16 protein-coding genes and 1 tRNA gene are annotated in these 18,386 nt (G+C 71.0%); 11 read left to right on the top strand and 6 right to left on the bottom strand.

Annotation, left to right across the window (positions count from 1 at the left end; genetic code table 11):
- The first annotated feature begins 121 nt into the window (after positions 1-121).
- The 6 genes from QSK37_RS27810 (at position 122) to QSK37_RS27785 (ending at position 8,744) form a co-directional block, all read left to right on the top strand.
- Positions 122-1,243 carry a carbohydrate kinase family protein gene (locus QSK37_RS27810; protein WP_285626671.1) on the top strand — a complete coding sequence of 374 codons (1,122 nt, stop codon included), beginning with the start codon at positions 122-124 and terminating at the stop codon, positions 1,241-1,243.
- Between the two features lie 97 nt (positions 1,244-1,340).
- A complete protein-coding gene (locus tag QSK37_RS27805; RefSeq protein ID WP_285626669.1) occupies positions 1,341-2,684 on the top strand; it encodes an ABC transporter substrate-binding protein in 1,344 nt (447 codons plus the stop codon).
- Complete coding sequence (locus QSK37_RS27800) at positions 2,681-3,565, top strand: carbohydrate ABC transporter permease (protein WP_285579850.1); 885 nt, start codon at positions 2,681-2,683, stop codon at positions 3,563-3,565. The genes QSK37_RS27805 and QSK37_RS27800 overlap by 4 nt, the downstream gene beginning before the upstream one ends.
- Positions 3,562-4,353: a carbohydrate ABC transporter permease gene (locus tag QSK37_RS27795; RefSeq protein WP_285626666.1), complete on the top strand. Its 792-nt coding sequence runs from the start codon at positions 3,562-3,564 to the stop codon at positions 4,351-4,353. The genes QSK37_RS27800 and QSK37_RS27795 overlap by 4 nt, the downstream gene beginning before the upstream one ends.
- Positions 4,354-4,409: 56 nt before the next feature.
- Positions 4,410-7,193 (top strand): sugar-binding protein, encoded by a 2,784-nt coding sequence (locus QSK37_RS27790; protein WP_285626663.1) that lies wholly within the window; start codon positions 4,410-4,412, stop codon positions 7,191-7,193.
- Positions 7,194-7,370: 177 nt separating this feature from the next.
- A complete protein-coding gene (locus tag QSK37_RS27785) occupies positions 7,371-8,744 on the top strand; it encodes an MFS transporter (RefSeq protein WP_285626660.1) in 1,374 nt (457 codons plus the stop codon).
- A 44-nt stretch (positions 8,745-8,788) separates the two neighbouring features.
- On the opposite strand, the gene QSK37_RS27780 is transcribed toward QSK37_RS27785, so the two are convergent.
- Positions 8,789-9,121 (bottom strand): DUF3618 domain-containing protein, encoded by a 333-nt coding sequence (locus QSK37_RS27780; protein ID WP_285626657.1) that lies wholly within the window; start codon positions 9,119-9,121, stop codon positions 8,789-8,791.
- 179 nt (positions 9,122-9,300) lie between these two features.
- Between QSK37_RS27780 and bcp the strand changes: the two genes are divergently transcribed.
- From bcp to QSK37_RS27765, 3 genes are all read left to right on the top strand, one after another.
- Positions 9,301-9,771 (top strand): thioredoxin-dependent thiol peroxidase, encoded by a 471-nt coding sequence (gene bcp / locus QSK37_RS27775; RefSeq protein WP_285626654.1) that lies wholly within the window; start codon positions 9,301-9,303, stop codon positions 9,769-9,771.
- Between the two features lie 16 nt (positions 9,772-9,787).
- Positions 9,788-9,863: transfer RNA gene (locus QSK37_RS27770), tRNA-Leu, on the top strand.
- A gap of 240 nt (positions 9,864-10,103) precedes the next feature.
- Positions 10,104-10,586 (top strand): hypothetical protein, encoded by a 483-nt coding sequence (locus tag QSK37_RS27765; RefSeq protein WP_285626652.1) that lies wholly within the window; start codon positions 10,104-10,106, stop codon positions 10,584-10,586.
- Between the two features lie 15 nt (positions 10,587-10,601).
- Here QSK37_RS27765 and QSK37_RS27760 read toward each other — a convergent pair whose 3' ends face one another.
- On the bottom strand, positions 10,602-11,312 hold the full coding sequence (locus tag QSK37_RS27760) for a helix-turn-helix domain-containing protein (protein WP_285626649.1): 711 nt from the start codon (positions 11,310-11,312) through the stop codon (positions 10,602-10,604).
- 169 nt (positions 11,313-11,481) lie between these two features.
- Between QSK37_RS27760 and QSK37_RS27755 the strand changes: the two genes are divergently transcribed.
- Positions 11,482-12,627 (top strand): CaiB/BaiF CoA transferase family protein, encoded by a 1,146-nt coding sequence (locus tag QSK37_RS27755; RefSeq protein WP_285626647.1) that lies wholly within the window; start codon positions 11,482-11,484, stop codon positions 12,625-12,627.
- Positions 12,624-13,814 carry an acyl-CoA dehydrogenase family protein gene (locus QSK37_RS27750; RefSeq protein ID WP_285626645.1) on the top strand — a complete coding sequence of 397 codons (1,191 nt, stop codon included), beginning with the start codon at positions 12,624-12,626 and terminating at the stop codon, positions 13,812-13,814. The genes QSK37_RS27755 and QSK37_RS27750 overlap by 4 nt, the downstream gene beginning before the upstream one ends.
- Here the strand turns inward: QSK37_RS27750 and QSK37_RS27745 are convergent.
- The 4 genes from QSK37_RS27745 to QSK37_RS27730 form a co-directional block, all read right to left on the bottom strand.
- Positions 13,789-14,589, bottom strand: coding sequence for an alpha/beta fold hydrolase (locus QSK37_RS27745; RefSeq protein ID WP_285626642.1), 801 nt, complete (start codon positions 14,587-14,589; stop codon positions 13,789-13,791). The genes QSK37_RS27750 and QSK37_RS27745 overlap by 26 nt on opposite strands.
- A 24-nt stretch (positions 14,590-14,613) precedes the next feature.
- Positions 14,614-15,756 (bottom strand): hypothetical protein, encoded by a 1,143-nt coding sequence (locus tag QSK37_RS27740; RefSeq protein WP_285626639.1) that lies wholly within the window; start codon positions 15,754-15,756, stop codon positions 14,614-14,616.
- A gap of 98 nt (positions 15,757-15,854) precedes the next feature.
- A complete protein-coding gene (locus QSK37_RS27735) occupies positions 15,855-16,763 on the bottom strand; it encodes a nitrilase family protein (RefSeq protein ID WP_285626637.1) in 909 nt (302 codons plus the stop codon).
- An 11-nt stretch (positions 16,764-16,774) separates the two neighbouring features.
- On the bottom strand, positions 16,775-18,160 hold the full coding sequence (locus QSK37_RS27730) for an amidase (protein WP_285626635.1): 1,386 nt from the start codon (positions 18,158-18,160) through the stop codon (positions 16,775-16,777).
- Between the last annotated feature and the right edge of the window lie 226 nt (positions 18,161-18,386).

The following is an 18,386-nucleotide window of genomic DNA, read 5'->3' as shown; positions in this document are numbered from 1 at the left end:
CGGCCGTACGGGGTCGCCGGGCGGTTTGTGATCATCGGTTCGGCGGATCGGCTGATGAGGGGCTTGCGCGGGCGCGTATGGTCGTTACCTCAGGCCCGGAGATCCGGTGAGGAGACACGCCATGGGTCAGGTGGAGAACATCGCGGCCCGGCCCGGCCACGCGCCCGAGCCCCGCCTGCACGACCCCTGCGCCGAACGTGGGGCGGCCGGGGACCTGCTGCATCCCGGGCGCGACGGGCTCGACGTGTTCCTCGCCGGCACCGTCTTCATGGACATGATCTTCACCGGGCTGCCCGGCCTGCCCCCGCCGGGCACCGAGCTGATCACCGACGGGCTCGGATCGGCTCCCGGAGGCATCGCCAACATCGCGGTCGCGATGAGCCGGCTCGGCCTCAATGTGGGGCTCGCCGCCGCCTTCGGGGACGACATGTTCGGCGCCTATCTGTGGCGTACCCTCTCCGAGCAGGAGGGGGTCGGGCTCGATCACTCACGCCGGCTGCCCGGCTGGCCGACGCCGGTGACCGTGTCGCTGGCCTACGACGCCGACCGCAGCATGGTCACCTACCACCGGCCGATGCCGGTGATGCCGGAGGAGCTCATCACGACTCCGCCGGCCGCCCGCACCTGCTTCCTCGACATCGACCACCCCGTGCCCGACTGGGCGCGGGAGATGCGTGCCCGGGGCGCGATCGTGGTGGCCGACGTCGGCTGGGACTCCACCGAGACCTGGTCCAGCGACGTGCTCGACCGGCTCGACCACGTCGACGTGTTCCTGCCCAACGCCATCGAGGCCATGGCCTACACCCGCACCGCGACGCCCGAGCTGGCCCTCGCGGCGCTCAGCGAGCGGGTGCCGGTCGTCGTGGTCAAGCGCGGAGGCGACGGCGCGATCGCGATCGACGGCACCACCGGCGAGCGGGCCGACGCTTCGGCACTGCCGGTCGAGGCCCTCGACCCGACCGGCGCCGGCGACGTGTTCGGGGCCGGGTTCGTCTACGGCACGCTCGCCCGGTGGCCGCTGCTCGAACGCCTGCGCTTCGCCAACCTGTGCGCCGGCCTGTCCGTGCGTCACCACAGCGGCTCGCTCGGCTCGCCCTGCTGGGGCGACATCGCGGCGTTCGGCGAGTCCGGTGAGCTGCCCGAAGAGATCCTTCGCGACTACTCGTTCCTCGTGCCGTACATCCCCGACGCGGCCCCGATCAACGTGACCCGCGCCGAGCCGACCGTTCGCGGGGCGTGGTGAGAACCGCTGGACCGTTCCGGGAGGACGGTGCGCCGAGGATGAAGATCTTGTAAAAAGGCACCGAAGCCTCGGTTCGGTTGACGAAGGAGCCCCCGCCATGCGGAAACCGATCATGGTCCTCGCCACGATGCTGATCTCCGTGTCCGCCTGTGCCCCGGGATCGAACAATCCGAAACCGACGCAGAAGCCGCCGAGCGCGGTGCGGACCGACATCGCCAAGGCCGGGCCGGTCACGCTGACCGTCTGGGACCAGGAGGTCCTCGGCGGCCAGAACGAGCAGATGCAGAAGCTCAACGCCGCCTTCCACGCGAAGTACCCGAACGTCACGATCAAGCGGGTGTCGCGGTCGTTCAGCGACCTGGAGAAGACCCTGCGCCTCGCGCTGTCCGGCGACAACCCGCCCGACGTGGTCGAGGCCAACCAGGGGTACGGCATCATGGCCGCGCTGGTCAAGGCGGGCGCGCTGGTCCCCCTGGACCCGTACGACAAGGTCTACGGCTTCCACACGCGGTTCCCCGCGGGCGTCTCGCAGCTCAACAGCGTCACCACGGACGGCAAGACCATCGGCTCCGGCAGCCTGTACGGCGTCTCGATGACCGGCGAGGCGGTCGGCATCTACTACAACACCGACAAACTCGCGAAGCTCGGCATCCAGCCGCCGACGAGCTTCAGCCAGTTCGAGCAGGACCTGGCGCTCGCCAAGAGCAAGGGCGAGACGCCGCTCTACTTCGCCAACCTGGAGAAGTTCCCGGCCATCCACGAGCTCGGCGTGCTGCTCGGCCAGACCGCCGACAAGGGCGCGCTGCGCAACCTGGTGTTCGGCCAGAGCGGCGCGTGGACCGACCCGCCGGTGGTGCAGGCCGCGCAGAGGCTCGCCGGCTGGGCGAAGAACGGCTACCTGCCGCGCACCGCCAACGCCGGCAAGTACAACGACTCGCCGTCGGCGTTCGCGAAGGGCGACGGAGTCTTCCTCATCGGCGGGCCGTGGTTCGCCGCGGACCTGCAGAAGAAGCTGGGAGACAAGGTCCGCTTCATGCTCCCGCCGCCCCCGCAGGCCGGTCAGGCCCAGCCTCCGACGCTCGGCGGCCCCGGCCTGCCGCTGGCGATCACCTCCAAGTCCAAGCACCCCGACGTCGCCGCGGCGTACCTGAACTTCATGACCAGCCCCCAGGCGATGGACGTCGTCGTCCAGACCGGCGGGCTGCCCTCGGCCAAACCGGCGAGCGCCACACCGTCCTCGCCGGTCGGCCGGGACGTGTTCCAGGCCTACCGGACCGCCAGCGACAAGGACCTCCTCGTCCCCTACCTCGACTACTCGACGACGACGTTCATGGACACGCTCGGCGGCGCGCTGCAGGAGATCATCGCGGGCCGTAAGACGCCACAGCAGGGCATGGCCGCCGCCCAGAAGGACTACAGCGCATTCCTGGCCAAGAATTGAGCGGGCGCGCCCGGCCGCCCGGTGAGCCGCGCCGGATCGGCTACCTGTACGTCCTGCCGGCACTCGTGGTCTACGCCCTGTTCCTGCTGTGGCCGCTGGTGCACGGGGCGTACCTGTCGCTGTTCCACTGGGACGGCCTCACCCTCGGCACGTGGGCGGGGCTGGGCAACTACACCCAGGCGTTCTCCGACCCGAGCCTGCGCGGCTCGTTCTGGCACGCCTTCGTCCTGCTCTTCTTCTACGCCGTGCTGCCCTGCTGCATCGCCTTCGTGCTGGTGTCGGTGATGTCCCGCTCGCGGCCGCGCGGCATGACGTTCTTCCGTACGGTCCTGTTCCTGCCACAGGTCGTGGCGATGGTGGCCGTCGCGGTGGCCTGGCAGTGGATCTACTCCGACCACGGCCCGGTCAACGGCACGCTCCGGTTCGTCGGGCTGGGCGGCCTGACGCGCGGCTGGCTGGGCGACTTCGGCTGGGCGCTGCCGTCGGTCGGCCTGATCGGCACCTGGGTGGAGATCGGACTGGCCATGGTGCTGTTCCTCGCCGGCGTGCAGAAGATCCCGGTCGAGCTGTACGAGGCGGCGCGCATCGACGGCGCCGGCGCCGTACGGGAGTTCTTCGCGGTCACGCTCCCGGGGCTGCGGCGGGAGCTGGCCGTCGCGCTGACCCTCACGACGGTGGCCGCGCTGCGCAACTTCGACCTGATCTACCTGACGACCAACGGCGGGCCGGGCGACGCCACCAAGGTGCCCGCCTACGAGGTGTACGACCGCGCGTTCAACACGGGCGAGGTGGGGCTGGCCTGCGCGATCGGCATCACGATCGCGATCGTCGTGTTCATCCTCACGGCCGGGATCACACGTGTCGTCGAGGGGCGTTCATGACGTCCCGCAACGAGCGCCTCGCGACGTACGGCGTGCTGAGCCTGTTCACGGTCGTGGCCGTCTTCCCGCTGCTCGCCGTCGCCGCGCAGGCGCTGGGCCTGCCGCACCTGTCGTTCGGCGCGTTCACCGAGGCCTGGCGGCAGGGGCACTTCGCCCGCTACCTGACCAACAGCCTCATCGTCGTCACCGTGGTGGTCGTGGTCGCGTCGGCGCTGTCGATCCTGGCCGGGTACGCCCTGGGCACCATGGAATTTCGCGGTTCGACCGCTTTGTTCTATCTGTTCCTTCTGGGACTGATGGTGCCTACCGAGGCCATTGTCATCCCGCTGTATTTCGACCTGCGCTCGGCCGGGCTGGACAACACCCTGCCCGGCCTGATGCTCCCGCAGATCGCCCAGTCGGTGTCATTCGGCGTCTTCTGGATGCGCGCCTACTTCCGCTCCGCGCCGCGCTCGCTGATCGAGGCCGCGCGCATCGACGGGGCGTCGAGCTGGACCACGCTGCGCCGGGTCCTGGTGCCGGTCGGCCGGCCCGCGATCCTCACGATGGTGCTGCTCATCGCCATGTGGACGTGGAACGAGTTCCTGCTCGCCCTGGTCATCGTGAACTCCGACGAGGGCCGGCGCACGGCGCCGCTCGGCCTGTCGATCTTCCAGGGCCAGCACCAGACGGAGTACCAGCTGCTCATGGCGGGGGCCCTGATCGTGGCCACCCCGGTGGTCATCGTCTACGTTTTCCTGCAACGCCATTTCATCGCGGGCATGCTTTCCGGGGCTGTCAAAGAATGAGTTCGCAACGTACCCTCAGTCGATCGGCTGTGATCGTTTAAGAGGAGTTGGCCGCCATGCGCGGAGGGTTCGGGGCGCCCATGGCGCTCGCCGCCGGTCTGGTCGTCTCGCTGCTGCCCTCGGCCGTCCCGCCGACGTCGCCACGGCAGCCTTCGGCGCCCCAGTCGCGGCAGGTCAACGCCGCCGCGAGCGCGTACACCCAGACATCGTACGCCCGGTCCGCCGCGCTTCCGGCGGCGCCGGCCGTACGCCGGGCGGCGCCCGGCCGGAACGTTCCCAGCTCCGCCGCAAGCGCACCCACGGCTCCCGGCGGGCTCGACGTGCTGTTCGTCGGCGCCCACCCCGACGACGAGTCGAGTGATCTGTCCACGTTCGGTCAGTGGAACGAGCAGCGCCACCTCCGTACGGGCGTGCTGACCATCACCCGGGGCGAGGGCGGGGGCAACGCGGTCGGCACCGAGGAGGGGCCGGCGCTCGGCCTGCTCCGCGAGGCCGAGGAGCGCAAGGCCGTCGCGAAGGCGGGCATCGCCGACATCGACTACCTCGACAAGGTCGACTTCTACTACACCGTCAGCGACGAGCTCACCCGCAAGGCCTGGGACCACGACTCCACGATCGCCAAGGTCGTCCGCCTCGTCCGCGAGACGCGGCCCAAGGTGATCGTCACGATGACGCCGTCGCCGATCCCGAGTCAGCACGGCAACCACCAGGAGGCCGGGCGGCTCGCCGTCGAGGCGTACTACCTCGCCGCCGACCCGAAGGCCTTCCCCGAACAGCTCTCCAAGGAGCACCTGCGCACCTGGCGGGCGGGCCGCCTCCTCCACCAGGAGCACCTGGTCAAGAGCGGCGACGGGCCCGGCTGCGAGACGACGTTCACCCCGACCGACCCGTCCGCCGACGTGTACGGCGTCTGGGCCGGGCGCCGGTCGCGGAGCGGTGCGACCTGGGCGCAGGTGGAGGCCGAGGCCGATCGCTTCTACGCGAGCCAGGGCTGGGCCGGCACCGCCGACCCGCCCTCCGACCCGAACAAGATCGGCTGTGACTACTTCACCCAGGTCGACAGCCGCGTGCCCTTCACTCCGGGGAACCACGCTCCGGACGCCGCGCTGGAGGGCGCGGTCTACCCGGCCAGGGGCGGTCTGCCATTGGGCACCGAGTTCTCCCTGACCACCAGCGAGTTCGGCGTCGCCGCCGGTGAGCCGTTCACCGTCACCGCGCACGCCCCCGCGGGGCGGGTCGTGCTCTCGCTGCCCGCCGGCTGGACGGCCGCCGGCTCCGGCACGGTGCGCGACGGCACGGCGAAGTTCACCGTCACCCCCGCCGCGGACGCGAAGGCCGGGCGCGTACGGCTCGGCGCGACCGTGCGGACCGCGCACGGCACCGGCACCACCGGCCGGGCCGTCGAGGTGCGGAACGCCGTCACCGGCGCGCAGCAGCCGCTGCCACGCGTGTCCGACTTCGACGCCTGGGCCGCGTCCACCGGCGTCCCGCAGCTGTCCGGGCGGGTCGAACGCGTGCTCACGCTCGGATCCGGCGACTCGCGCACGGTCCGCGTGGACCTGGCCGACACCACGGACCGGCCGCACCAGGGCACCGTCACGCTGAACCTGCCGCAGGGCTTCACCGCCGAGCCCGCGAACCGGCCGTACACCCTGGCGGCCGGTCAGACCGGCTCGGTGACCTTCACCGTGCGCAACACGGACGCGTCCCTGCCGACCTCCAACCAGGGCGGCAGCGCGGGCGACTACGACTACACGATCAGCACGACGGCCGACGGCGCGGCCACCGACGTCGCGAACGCCGCGCTGGAACTCGTGCCGCGGGCGACGATCCCGCAGGCGAGCGCGGCCCCGGACGTGGACGGCAAGGAGTCGGCCGGGGAGTACTCCGGGCCGTCGCTGGACCTGTCGCGGCTGTGGGAGGGCACGGCGTGCTCGTCGGCCGCCGACTGCTCGGCCACCGCGAAGGCGACCTGGTACGACGACGCGCTGTACGTGCTGGTGCAGGTGAAGGACGACAAGCAGGGCAGCGCCCTGGACGCCGCCGACTGCAAGCGGCACTGGCGCACCGACTCGGTGGAGATCGCGCTCGACCCGCGCGGCGACGCGGAGAACACCTCGACGACGTTCAAGACCGGCATCCTGCCGTTCACCTCCGGCGGCGGCCCGTGCTTCGAACGCGACGCCGACAACCACCAGGGACCGGGCGCGGAGACCGCTCCGGGCATGCAGGTGGCCTCCACCGTGTCCGCGCCGTACACGGGCTACACGGTGGAGACGAAGATCCCGCTCGCCGACCTGCCCGCGGCGGTCGACCCGTCACGGCTCGCGCTGGACATCTTCGTCTACGACTCCGACACGACCGACAAGACGGGCCAGACGCGCATCGGCTGGTCGACGTGGGGCGGCGTCCAGGGCGACCCGTACCGCTGGGGCCTGGCCACCCTGCCCGGCTACACGCCGCCGCCCGGCCGGCCCACGACGGCCCCGCCGCCGGTGATGCCGCAGACCGCGGCGCTGTCGGTCAACTCACCGCAGTCGATCATCCAGGCCGCGTCGACGCGCGTCCCGCTCGCCGCCGGCCCGGCCGCGCCGTTCGCCGTTCGCCTGGCCGGGCGGCCCAGGGCCGGAGACGGCTCGGTCACCTTCCGGCTGCGCGCGGGCGGTCCGGGCGTCGCGTACGCCTACGTGTGGGACGGGAAGATCCTCGGCCAGAAGAAGGTCGAGATCACCCGGTCCGGGACCACCACGGTCACCGTGCCGGGCACGACCGGAACCCTCGCCGTCGCGTTCGAGGCCGAGGCGGGCGGCACCGCGAGTACCGCCGCCCACCTCGGCTGAAACCTCGGTCGCTCGGCCGCTGCTCGGCGTTGGTAACTCCCTTTCACCAGAAATGTCACGTTTGGCGGTCATTCACGTGGGCAGCCTGTCTGGCAGTCGGTGACGGGTTTAAGACCAACCGTGACGGTCTTTTGGGTCCCACCCGCCGCCTCAGACGTCGAGGAGGAAGGACACTCCATGCAGGAGGATGTCGAACAGGTCGCTTCCGGAGCTGAGGACCCACCCGATCAGGCGACCGTACGCAGAGCCGTCGTCGCGTCGGCGATGGGCAACTGCATCGAATGGTTCGACTTCGGCGTGTTCAGCGCCGGTGTGATGACGACCATCATCGGCACCGTCTTCTTCCCGCACGACAGCGCCGGCAGCGCGACGCTCAAGTCGTTCGCGCTGATCGCGGCGGCGTTCGTGATCCGGCCGTTCGGCGGCATGTTCTTCGGCCCGCTCGGCGACAGGCTCGGGCGGCAGCGCGTTCTCGCCACCACGATCATCCTGATGTCCGGGTCGACCTTCGTCATCGGCGTCCTTCCCGGCTACGACACCATCGGTCTCGCGGCGCCGATCCTGCTCCTGCTCGTACGCCTCATCCAGGGCTTCTCCACCGGCGGCGAATACGGCGGGGCGGCCACGTTCATCGCCGAGTACGCACCGACACGACGACGAGGGGTGCTCGGCAGCTTCCTGGAGTTCGGCACCCTGTGGGGCTACATCCTCGGCTCCGGTCTCGTCCTGCTGGTCAACCTGAGCCTCGGCGCGGACCGCATGCACGCGTGGGGCTGGCGCATCCCGTTCCTGCTCGCCCTGCCGCTCGGCCTCGTCGGCCTGTACGTGCGCGTCCGGCTGGAGGACACTCCGGCGTTCAAGGAGCTCGACGAGACGGGCCACAAGGCCTCCTCTCCGCTGAAGGAGACCCTCCTCCACCACTGGCGGATGATCCTCAACCTGATCGGCATCGTCATCCTGCTGAACGTCGCCGACTACACGCTGCTGACGTTCATGCCGTCGTACCTGACCGACAACCTCGGCATCGGCGACGTCGCCGCCCAGCTCACCACCATCGGCGTGGAGTTCGGCATGCTCCTGGTGATCGCGCCGCTCGGGCGGCTGTCCGACCGGGTCGGCCGCAAGCCGCTGCTGGCCACCGCCGCCACCGGCTACATCCTGCTGAGCTTCCCCGCGATCAAGCTGATGCAGCTCCACAACCCGGTGACGGTGACGGCCGGCTTCGCCATCATGGGCGCGCTGCTCGTGCTGATGCTGGCCGTGATCGGCTCGACGTTCCCGGCGATGTTCCCCACGCAGGTGCGGTACGGCGCGTTCGCGATCGGCTACAACATCTCGACGTCGGTGTTCGGCGGCACGTCCGCCCTGGTGATCGACTCGCTGATCAGCGTGTTCCACACCAACTACATCCCGGCGTTCTACCTGGTCGTCGCCGGCCTGATCGCCCTGGTGCCGATCCTCCTGATCCCGGAGACCGCGGGCGTGTCGATCAAGAACATCGCGACGCCCCGCGCGTCGGGCTCGAGCCGCCTCGCCACCGCGTCGGACTGAGTGCCCTCTGGACCGCCGGGACCGCGTGTCCCGGCGGTCCGCCGTCAGCAGTCCTGGTTGCCCCGGCGCAGCAGCAGGCGCAGGGCGACGCCGGCGGCCAGGAGACCCGCGCCGATCAGCACCGGGCCGGTCAGCGGGCTCAGGCGCTCGGCCGACTCCCGGCGCACGATCGTCTTGATGTCCGTGGCGACGTTGCCGGCCTCCTCTTTGGCCTTGGCGACCCCACGCTGCGCGACGCGCTTGGGGCTCAGGCGTTCGGCGAGCAGGTCGACGCTGCGCGCCAGCTCCTGACGCGTCAGCTCGATCTCGCGCTCTATCATCGCGGGGTCGCGGGTCTTGTCGGCCATCTCGTCTCGTACCTCCTGCGGCGCTGTCACCGGGCGAAGCAATGATCAGTCTGTCAGGAACGGTCCCGCGACACCGCTTCCTGCCCACTCTGTACCCGATCCCGTTGCGTGGGGACCCTGACGAGTAGGGTTGGGCAAGGTTCTGTTTCCGGTCCCGCGCGAGGCGGGGCTCGCGGAACAGGCCCCGGCTCGAACGGAAAGGTACTCTCGTGACGGAACAGCGGCTGGAGCCCGGGGACGCCGCCCCGGAGTTCACCCTCCCCGACGCCGACGGCAAGCCCGTCTCCCTGTCGTCGTTCCGCGGTCGGCGCGTGGTGGTCTACTTCTACCCGGCCGCCATGACCCCCGGCTGCACGAAGGAGGCGGTCGGCTTCCAGGAGCACCTGGAGGAACTCACCGGCTCCGACGTGGCGGTGCTCGGCATCTCCCCGGACGAGCCCTCGAAGCTCGCCAAGTTCCGCGAGCGCGACAACCTCACGTTCCCGCTGCTCTCCGACCCCGACACGAAGGTCCTGCAGGCCTACGGCGCGTACGGGGAGAAGAAGCTGTACGGCCGGACGTTCATCGGCGTGCGCCGGTCGACGTTCATCGTGGACGCGGACGGCAGGATCGAGAAGGCGTTCTACAACGTGAAGGCCACGGGCCACGTCGAACGCATTCTTCGCGAGCTCGGCGTCTGACGCGCCGCTCGCCCCAGGGGCCGTAGTCCAATCAGGCAGGAGACACGCGACTTAGGATCGCGCCAGTGTGGGTTCGAATCCCACCGGCCCCACCGCTGTGCCCACCCGGGGGACGACCCCCGAAAGCCCCGATGCGAGGGGCCGTAATTCGGTCTGCCCGGTATTTGGCGCGCCCCTACTCGACGGTTCGGGAACGCCTGAAATTTGATCTTGATGACAGGCCGATCATCACAGAATCATCAATCCTGGAAACTTCACGCGACAGCGCGACACTTGCGACGTAAGGTGACAAGGAATAGGTCTGGCGACATCTACTGTAAACGGAGGCCGGGATGCCGTCACCCAATTTAGAGAGAGCCGCCAGGTGCATCAAAGTCGTACTGGACAATCCTGTCGGCCAACAGGTGGCGACACACGTCATCAACGAGCTGATCGATGCGGTCGCCGCACATGTTCGCGAGGCGCTCGATCCGGCGAATCGCGGTGACCTGTGGGAATCAGAGACGACCGGCCATGTCCATATGCACAATGCCGCGATCGCGAGCACGCACGATGAAAGACATGCGAATCTGGTCAGCTCCTACGGCTCGTACTCCTCCTACGCAGGAGGCGCTGAAGCTTCTTTCAGCACCTTTTACGCGCACTACTGGTGCGGCATAGCGTGTCTTCAGATAGGTGACACCAACAGGGCCGTACAGCATTTCAGGACGGCCTATGACTGTGGTGTCCTGATAGTGGACAGACCAGGACTCGGCACGGCCGATGATCGCTATCAGGTCGCAGTCATCATGGATCTGGCCTTTCCGAACTGGTGAGACCGGCCCCGGCCGCTACTCCATCGCGGGGGCGCGGCCTTCCCACTCGCGGCGGCGCCGTGTCAGGACCTCGATGAGTTCGTCCTTGCGGTCGGCGACCTCGGCGTGGCCGCCCATGACGCCGACGGCGGCGACCGTCTTGCCGTCCTCGATCACCGCCACGGACACGCCGTCCGCCTCCGTGGACGCGCGGGGGGCGGCGACCAGGCCCTCGCGCTGGATCCGCGCGAGGGAGTAGAGGAAGCGGTTCACGCGCTCCGTCTCGGCCGGGGGCAGCGCGCCGATCTGCGCCCACAGGTCGCGTTTCTCCATCCCGGCCAGCAGGATCCACCCGGTGGACGTGCGGATGAGGGAGCGCCGTACGAAGCCCTCGGCCAGGTACGCGTACCTGGGATCGGACGACGCGTAGTCCACGTAGTACAGGTCGCTGCCGACGACGATGGCGAGCACCGCCGTCATGCCGGTCTCCTCGTGCAGCTCCACCAGGTCCTGGTGGGTGACGGCGGTGACGGCCGGCCGCCCGGCCAGCCGGGTCAGCAGGAACGGAGCCGGCCCCAGCGTGTAGCGCCGCTCGCGCTCATCGAGGTATCCCGTCGCCACGAGGCCGTTGACCAGCCCCTGAACGGAGCTCAGGGGCGCGTCCAGCTCGCGGGCGAACTCGGTCAGCGTGACCCCGGACCGCGACCGGGCCGCCAGGTCGAGGATGGTCGCCACCCTGTCGATCATGCGGTGGCGAGGCCTCGGACGGCCATGCGGCGTGGGGTGCGTCGACACGACATCAGCGCTTTCTCGCTCGGTGGTGCCCAGGAGACCCTACCCCAGGGTTATTGCGTAAATACGTAGAAAGATGCCAATATGCGAAGAAGTTGAGCCGAGACCGCGAGGGAGTGGTGGCATGGCGATGCCGCTGGACGGAGTCATCGTCGCCGACTTCAGCCGGGTGCTGGCCGGACCCCTGGCGGCCATGATGCTGGCCGACCTCGGGGCGACCGTGATCAAGGTCGAACGGCCTGACGTCGGCGACGACACCCGCAGCTGGGGACCGCCCTGGACGGCCAACTCCAGTTCGTACTTCGAGTGTGCGAACCGGTCGAAACGCTCCGTGGTGCTCGACCTCGACGACGAGGAGGACCTGGCCCTGGCGCGCGAGCTCGCCCGGCGCGCCGACGTGCTCCTGGAGAACTTCCGCGACGGGGCGCTCGCCCGGCGGGGACTCGACTATGCGTCCGTCCGCGCCGCCAACAGCGGGATCGTCTACTGCTCCGTGAGCGGTTTCGGCAGCCGCGGGGGCGCGGCCATCCCGGGCTATGACTTCCTCGTCCAGGCGATGGGCGGGCTCATGAGCATCACCGGTGAGGAGGACGGCGAGCCGGCGAAGGTCGGCGTGGCCCTGGTGGACGTCCTGACCGCCAAGGACGCCGCCATCGGCATCCTCGCCGCGCTGCACGCGAGGGCCGCCACCGGGTGGGGGCAGCGGCTGGAGGTCAATCTGCTGTCCAGCCTGCTCGGCTCACTCGCCAACCAGGCCTCCGCCTACCTCGCGACGGGCCGGTCGCCTCGGCGGATGGGCAATCGGCACCCGTCCATCGCGCCGTACGAGACTCTCCGGTGCAAGGACGACATGCTGGCCCTCGCGTGCGGGAACGACCGGCAGTTCGGCCGGCTCGCCGAGGTCCTCGGCGCCGCCGAGCTGGCCGGCGACGAGCGCTTCGCCACGAACGAGGCGCGCGTCTTGAACCGCCCCGCGCTGCGCCGCGCTCTCGAGGAGCGGCTGAGCCAGGACACCGTCGCCTCCTGGACCGCCCGCCTCACCGCGGTGGGGGTGCCCGCCGGCAAGGTCGGCGACATCGCCGACGGGCTGAGGCTGGCGGAGTCGCTCGGCCTGGAGGCGACCGTCCCGGTCGGCGACTCCGCGCCGCCGCAGATCCGCCACCCCATCGGCTACTCGGAGACGCCCGTCACGCACTACGCGCCCCCGCCCCGGCTCGGACAACACAGCGACGAGGTTCGCCGCTGGCTCGCAGAGGAGAAGACCCGATGAGCACGACGACGCGCCCGCCCGCCCTCGACCCCCGGGATCCCGCCGGGCTCGGCGAGCTGCTCACGCCCGACGAGCGGGCGGTCGCGACCGCGGTGCGCAGGCTCTGTGATGAGCAGGTCGATCCGTTCGTCGCCGACTGGTTCGAACGCGGACAGATCCCCGACGTACGCGGCCTGGCGAAGGAGCTGGGCGGCCTCGGTGTCCTCGGCATGCACCTGGAGGGGTACGGCTGCGCCGGCATGTCCGCCACCGAGTACGGCGTCGCGTGCATGGAGCTGGAGGCGTCGGACTCCGGGGTGCGCTCACTGGTGTCCGTGCAGGGGTCGCTGGCGATGTTCGCGATCTGGCGGTGGGGCTCGGAGGAGCAGAAGCGGCAATGGCTCCCCGCGATGGCGGCCGGAGAGGCCATCGGCTGCTTCGGGCTCACCGAGCCCGACGCCGGCTCCGACCCGGGCAGCATGCGGACCAGGGCGCGCAGGGACGGGTCGGACTGGATCCTCGACGGCCGCAAGATGTGGATCACCAACGGGAGCGTCGCCGACGTGGCCGTGGTCTGGGCGCGGACCGACGAGGGAGTCCGTGGGTTCGTCGTGCCCGCCGGCACCCCGGGCTTCTCGGCGCCGGAGATCAAGCACAAGCTGTCGCTGCGGGCGTCCGTGACCAGCGAGCTGGTGCTGGACGGGGTCCGGCTCCCCGCCGACGCGGTACTGCCCGAGGTCACCGGGCTGAAGGGGCCGCTGAGCTGCCTGAACGAGGCGCGCTTCGGGATCGTCTGGGGGGCGATGGGAGCGGCCCGGTCCTGCCTTCACGCGGCGCTGTCCTACGCCGGCGAGCGCACGCAGTTCGGCAAACCGATCTCCGCCTTCCAACTGACGCAGCAGAAGCTCGTCGACATGACCCTGGAGTACACCAAGGGACTGCTCCTCGCCTTCCACCTGGGCCGGCGCAAGGACGCCGGGACGCTGCGCCCCGAGCAGGTCAGCCTCGGCAAGCTGAACAACGTGCGCGAGGCTCTGGACATCTGCCGCACGGCACGTACGATCCTGGGCGCCAACGGGATCTCCCTCGAGTACCCGGTGATCCGTCATATGACCAACCTGGAGTCGGTGCTGACGTACGAGGGCACGGTCGAGATGCACACCCTGGTCGTGGGCCAGGCGATCACCGGCCGGCCGGCGTTCCGCTGAGCGCGTCGGCGATGGACTCCGCGAGCAGGCGCGGGGCCTGGGCGTGCGCGAGGTGGCCCTGGCCGGGGACGCGGACGATCCGCGCCTGCGGCAGCGCCTGCGCGAACGGCGTGAACGCGGTGCCGTACGGAGCCGTGCCTTCGTTGAGTTCGCCGAGGAGCAGGGTGACCGGCAGGTCGAGGTCGCGGTACTCGTGGAGACGCGGGCGGTGGTCGTTGATGGCGGCGAGTTCGTCGGCCAACGACGCGGCCAGGGTCCGCAGGACCGGCCAGACGGGGTCCTCGCGCAGCGCGGCCACGTACGAGGCGGTGAATCCGGACACGGTGATGTTGACGATCTCCACCGCCCGGTCGAGGTCGCCGCGGTCGATGGCGTCGCGCAGGAGGGGGACCGCCTCCGGGGCGAAGGGCCGCCCGACCGGCTCATAGAGGGTCAGCGACCGCAGGCCCGCGCGCTCGGTGGCGGTCTCGGCGGCGATCAGCGCGCCGTAGCTCCAGCCGAACAGGTGCACGGGTTCACCGAGGGCGTCGAGCACGTGGTGGAGGTCGTCGATCTCGGTGCGCACGGTGTACCCGGCGCCGAGCGGGCCGCTCGGAGCACGGCCTCGGCGGTTGAGCACGATGACCGGGTTGGACGGGGTGAGGTGGTCGACGACGGGTTGCCAGGTGGCGGCGTCGGCCATGATGCCGGGAAGAACGACGAGGGGCGGACCGTCCCCGTCGCGCCTTCGGGCGCTGATCGTCGTTCCGTCGTGGTCGAACGTGAGTGTTCGCACGTTGAACCCTTTCATTCAGTGTGGTCAGGCCGCCGTGAAGCCGGGCAGCGTGCCCAGCAGCGGGACGGCGACGAGCGTGCAGGCGGTCATGGAGACGACGTTGCCGATGAACGGGTGGAAGTCCGGTGGGAGCCGGCGGGAGATCCACGCGGCCAGCGGCGGCCCGGCGAGCGCGCCGAACACCGCTCCGGCGATGACGGCCTGGACGGTGGGCCCGTAGGTCAGCACGGTCGCCGGGGCGACGGAGACGACCGGCACGAAGGTGGGGTACCAGCCGTGTTCGGCCCAGCGCCGCCGGTGGACCAGCACCCCGACCGTGGCGGCGATGACCTGGGAGGTCAGCAGGGCGGGCAGCAGACCGCTGCCGTAGACCGGCGTCAGCGGGTTGAGCAGGAAGGTCAGCACGGTGCCGCCGACCAGGCCGATCGAGGCGAGTTCGTTGCCGAAGAACTGGGCCTCGGTGAAGTCGGCCAGGACGCGCCGGACCACCCAGCCCGGCCCCTGGTCCGGGGACGGCTCGGCGGCCCCGCCCGGCGGATCGGATGCCGGGGTGGACCGCGCGGCCAGGGCGGGCGGCATCCACGGCAGGCGGCGGCACAGCGCGAAGGCGATCAGGGCGCCGACCCACATGCCGGTGACGTTGCCGATCACCGTGGGCAGGTGCAGCGGCAGGCAGACGAAGTCGACCAGCAGCAGCGCGACCGGGGTGGTCAGGGCGGCGCCGAGCACGGCACCGGTCGCCGCGACCGCCCACCCCGCCCCGTAGACCAGGACGATGGCCGGCGGGACGGAGACGAACGGCACGAACGTGGGTTGCCAGGTCCCGGAGGCGGGCAGCGTCCACCCCCACGCGACGTCGGACAGCAGCAGGCCGAGGGCGGCCGAACCGGTCATCCACGGCCACAGGCCGCTGCCGCACGCGACGGGGAAGCCCGCCCAGCGCCGGCCGCGCCTTCCGGCGGCGTGGGCGATCCAGCCGCCCGCGAGCATGCCGAGTCCCCCGAGGCCGCTCTTGAAGAACTCGGCCTCGGTGGTGTCGCCGATCCACCACCGCAGGAACTGCGGGACACGGGTGTACGCCTGCCGCTCCCAGTGGGCGTAACCGGGCAGCAGGTGGGGCAGCCGGCCGGTCACGCGGCTGAGGACGACGGCGGCGGCCGCGGTCACCGCGATCAGGGCGAGGCCGGCCGGCCACCGCAGGGCCGCGGCCGAGGCGCCCCTCGCGGCGGAGCGGCCGGCGATTCTCTCGATGATGGGAGCCTCCTTCAGCGCGGGAGGGCGTCGCCGCCGCGGTAGCCCAGGAGTGGGTCGTAAAGGTCGGTCCGGCGGTCCCGGGCGAGGTCGTTGAGGTCGTTCCAGACCAGTGCCGAGCGCGCCGCGACCAGGTCGAGGCCGGCGTAGACGATCGTTTCGTCCTCGGCGGAGGCGACCGGGCCGATCGGCCATCCGTTGGTGCCGGTGATCAGCGAGCAGCCGAGGAACCGGCCGCCCCGCTCCTCCCCCACCCGGTTGGCGGCGACGAACGCGACGTTGTTGACGTGCGAGGCGGTCATCGTCAGATAGGCGGCCATGCACCGGCCGGCCTCGTCGAACAGCGGCGGCGGGGTCCACACCCAGTTGTTGGCGCTGCAGATGACGTCGGCGCCCTGGACGGCCAGCAGCCGCGCCGTCTCGGGGAACCAGATGTCCCAGCAGATGAGCAGGCCGATCCGGCCGATCCTGGTGTCGAACACCGGAAAGCCGAGATCGCCCGGGGTGAAGATCAGCTTCTCTCGTTCCCACAGGTGGGTCTTGCGGTACTTGCCGACCAGCCCGTCGGGACCGATGAGCACGGCGGTGTCGAACAGGCGGACCCCGTCGTCGTCGAGTTCGACCAGGCCGCCGACGAGGTGGATGCCGCGCTCCTGGGCGAGCGCGATCCATGCCCGCGTGGTCGGGCCGGCGGGCACCTCCTCGGCGTGGGCGTACGCCTCCTCGCGGGTGGCGAACGCGTAGCCGGTGCCGGCCAGTTCGGGCAGCACGACGAGCGTCGCTCCCCGGTCGGCGGCCTCGTTGACCAGTTCCAGCGTTCGCCGCAGGTTCCGGTCCTTGTTCTCCACGCCGACCTGGGGGTCGAACTGGATGGCGGCGGCCGTCACCGGGCTGGTGGCGGCGGGCGGAGGGGCAGAGGACATGGCGTTTCCCTTCAGTGTCGGGCCGGTACGGGTGGCTCGGTCTCGGTCGTGGCGTCGTGCAACTCCTGCGCCACGGCCAGCAGCAGCTCCTCGCCGCCGGCCGGCGCCACCAGTTGCAGGCCTGCGGGCAGCCCGTCGACCAGCCCCGCGGGCAGGGTGACGGCGGGCAGGCCGAGCACGCTCCAGGGGCTGGTCAGCGCGAGCAGTGCCGTACGGACGTCGACGCCGGCGTCGCCCGCCCGCCGGGCGCGGGCGTCCAGCGGGGGCGCGGGGATCGGCACGGTGGGCAGGGCCAGCAGGTCGTGGACGCGCAGCAGCGCGGTGACCGCCTCGCGGGCCCGGTCGCGGAGGTCGCACGCCCGCACGTACTCCCAGCCGCGCACGCGCGCGGCCCCGCGGAGCCGTTCGGCGACCTCCTCGTCGTACAGGTCGGCGGCGGTGGCCATCCGATCGGCGTGCACGGCGTAGACCTCGCTGCCCTGGATCGTGTGGTACGCCCTCGCCAGCGCGGCCGCCTCGGGAACGGCCACCTCCTCCACCTCGAACCCGCCGCCGGCCAGGCACGCGCGGGCCGCCTCGGTCACCCGGGGCGAGGTGGGGTGGATCGTGTCCGGCGGTATCCAGCCCACGCGCCGGACCACCGGCGCGTCGTCGCGTTCGGCCGCCGTACGGCCGGCGAGCACGTTCCAGAGCAGACGGCAGTCCGCGGCGGTGCGCGCCAGCGGCCCCACCGTGTCCAGGGAGGGCGCCACCGGGTACACCCCGTCGACGGGCACGGCGCCGTGGGACGGTTTCAGTCCGACGACACCGCACAGGGCCGCCGGGATGCGCACCGAGCCGCCGGTGTCCGTGCCGACGCTCACCGGAACGACGCCGGCGGCCACAGCGGCCGCGGACCCACTGCTGGACCCGCCCGCCATACGCTCCGGCCGGTACGGATTGCGCGTCGCCCCGCCCGCCGCACGGTCGCCCGTGGGCCCGTACGCGAACTCGTGCGTCGCGGTCTTGCCGATGATGACCGCGCCCGCCGCCCGCAGCCGTCGTACGCAGGTCGCGTCGCGGTCCGGCACCCGGTCGGCGAAGTGGCGGGAGCCCATCGTGGTGCGCAGGCCGGCGGTGTCCACCACGTCCTTGACCGCCACGGGAATCCCGTGCAGCGGACCGCGGTCCACGCCCGCCGCCAGTTCCTCGGTGGCGCGGCGAGCGGCCGCCCGTGCCCCGTCCTCGTCGAGGGTGACGAAGGCGTTGAGCTCCGGTTCGAGGCGAGCGGCCGCGGCCAGCGCCTGCTCGACGAGGTCCTCCGGTGACACGCGGCCGGCGCGGAGCTCGCCGGTCAACCCGGTCACGGTGTGCCGGGCGAAGTAACCCGCCCCCGCCGGAGACGGCAGCCGGCTCACCGGATCCGCCACGCGTGCGGGGCCGGCGACGCGTAGCGTCCGGGGACGACCTGGGTGCGTCGTCGCACCACTCCACCTCCTTGCCCAAACGTTTGGGTGCCTCGAAGTGGTGACCCAAACGTTTGGCTCAAACGTTTGGGTAGCATGAAAGGCGCACTTCGCTGAACTGTCAAGGGTGGGATGAGAAGATCGCTGCCGGCGCGACACCACGAGAGGCGGGACGAGG

This window comes from Actinoallomurus iriomotensis (assembly GCF_030269445.1).
GTDB classification, from domain to species: domain Bacteria; phylum Actinomycetota; class Actinomycetes; order Streptosporangiales; family Streptosporangiaceae; genus Actinoallomurus; species Actinoallomurus iriomotensis.
The sequence above is the reverse complement of the archived record's forward strand: the minus strand, read 5'-3'. Positions and strand labels throughout refer to the sequence as shown.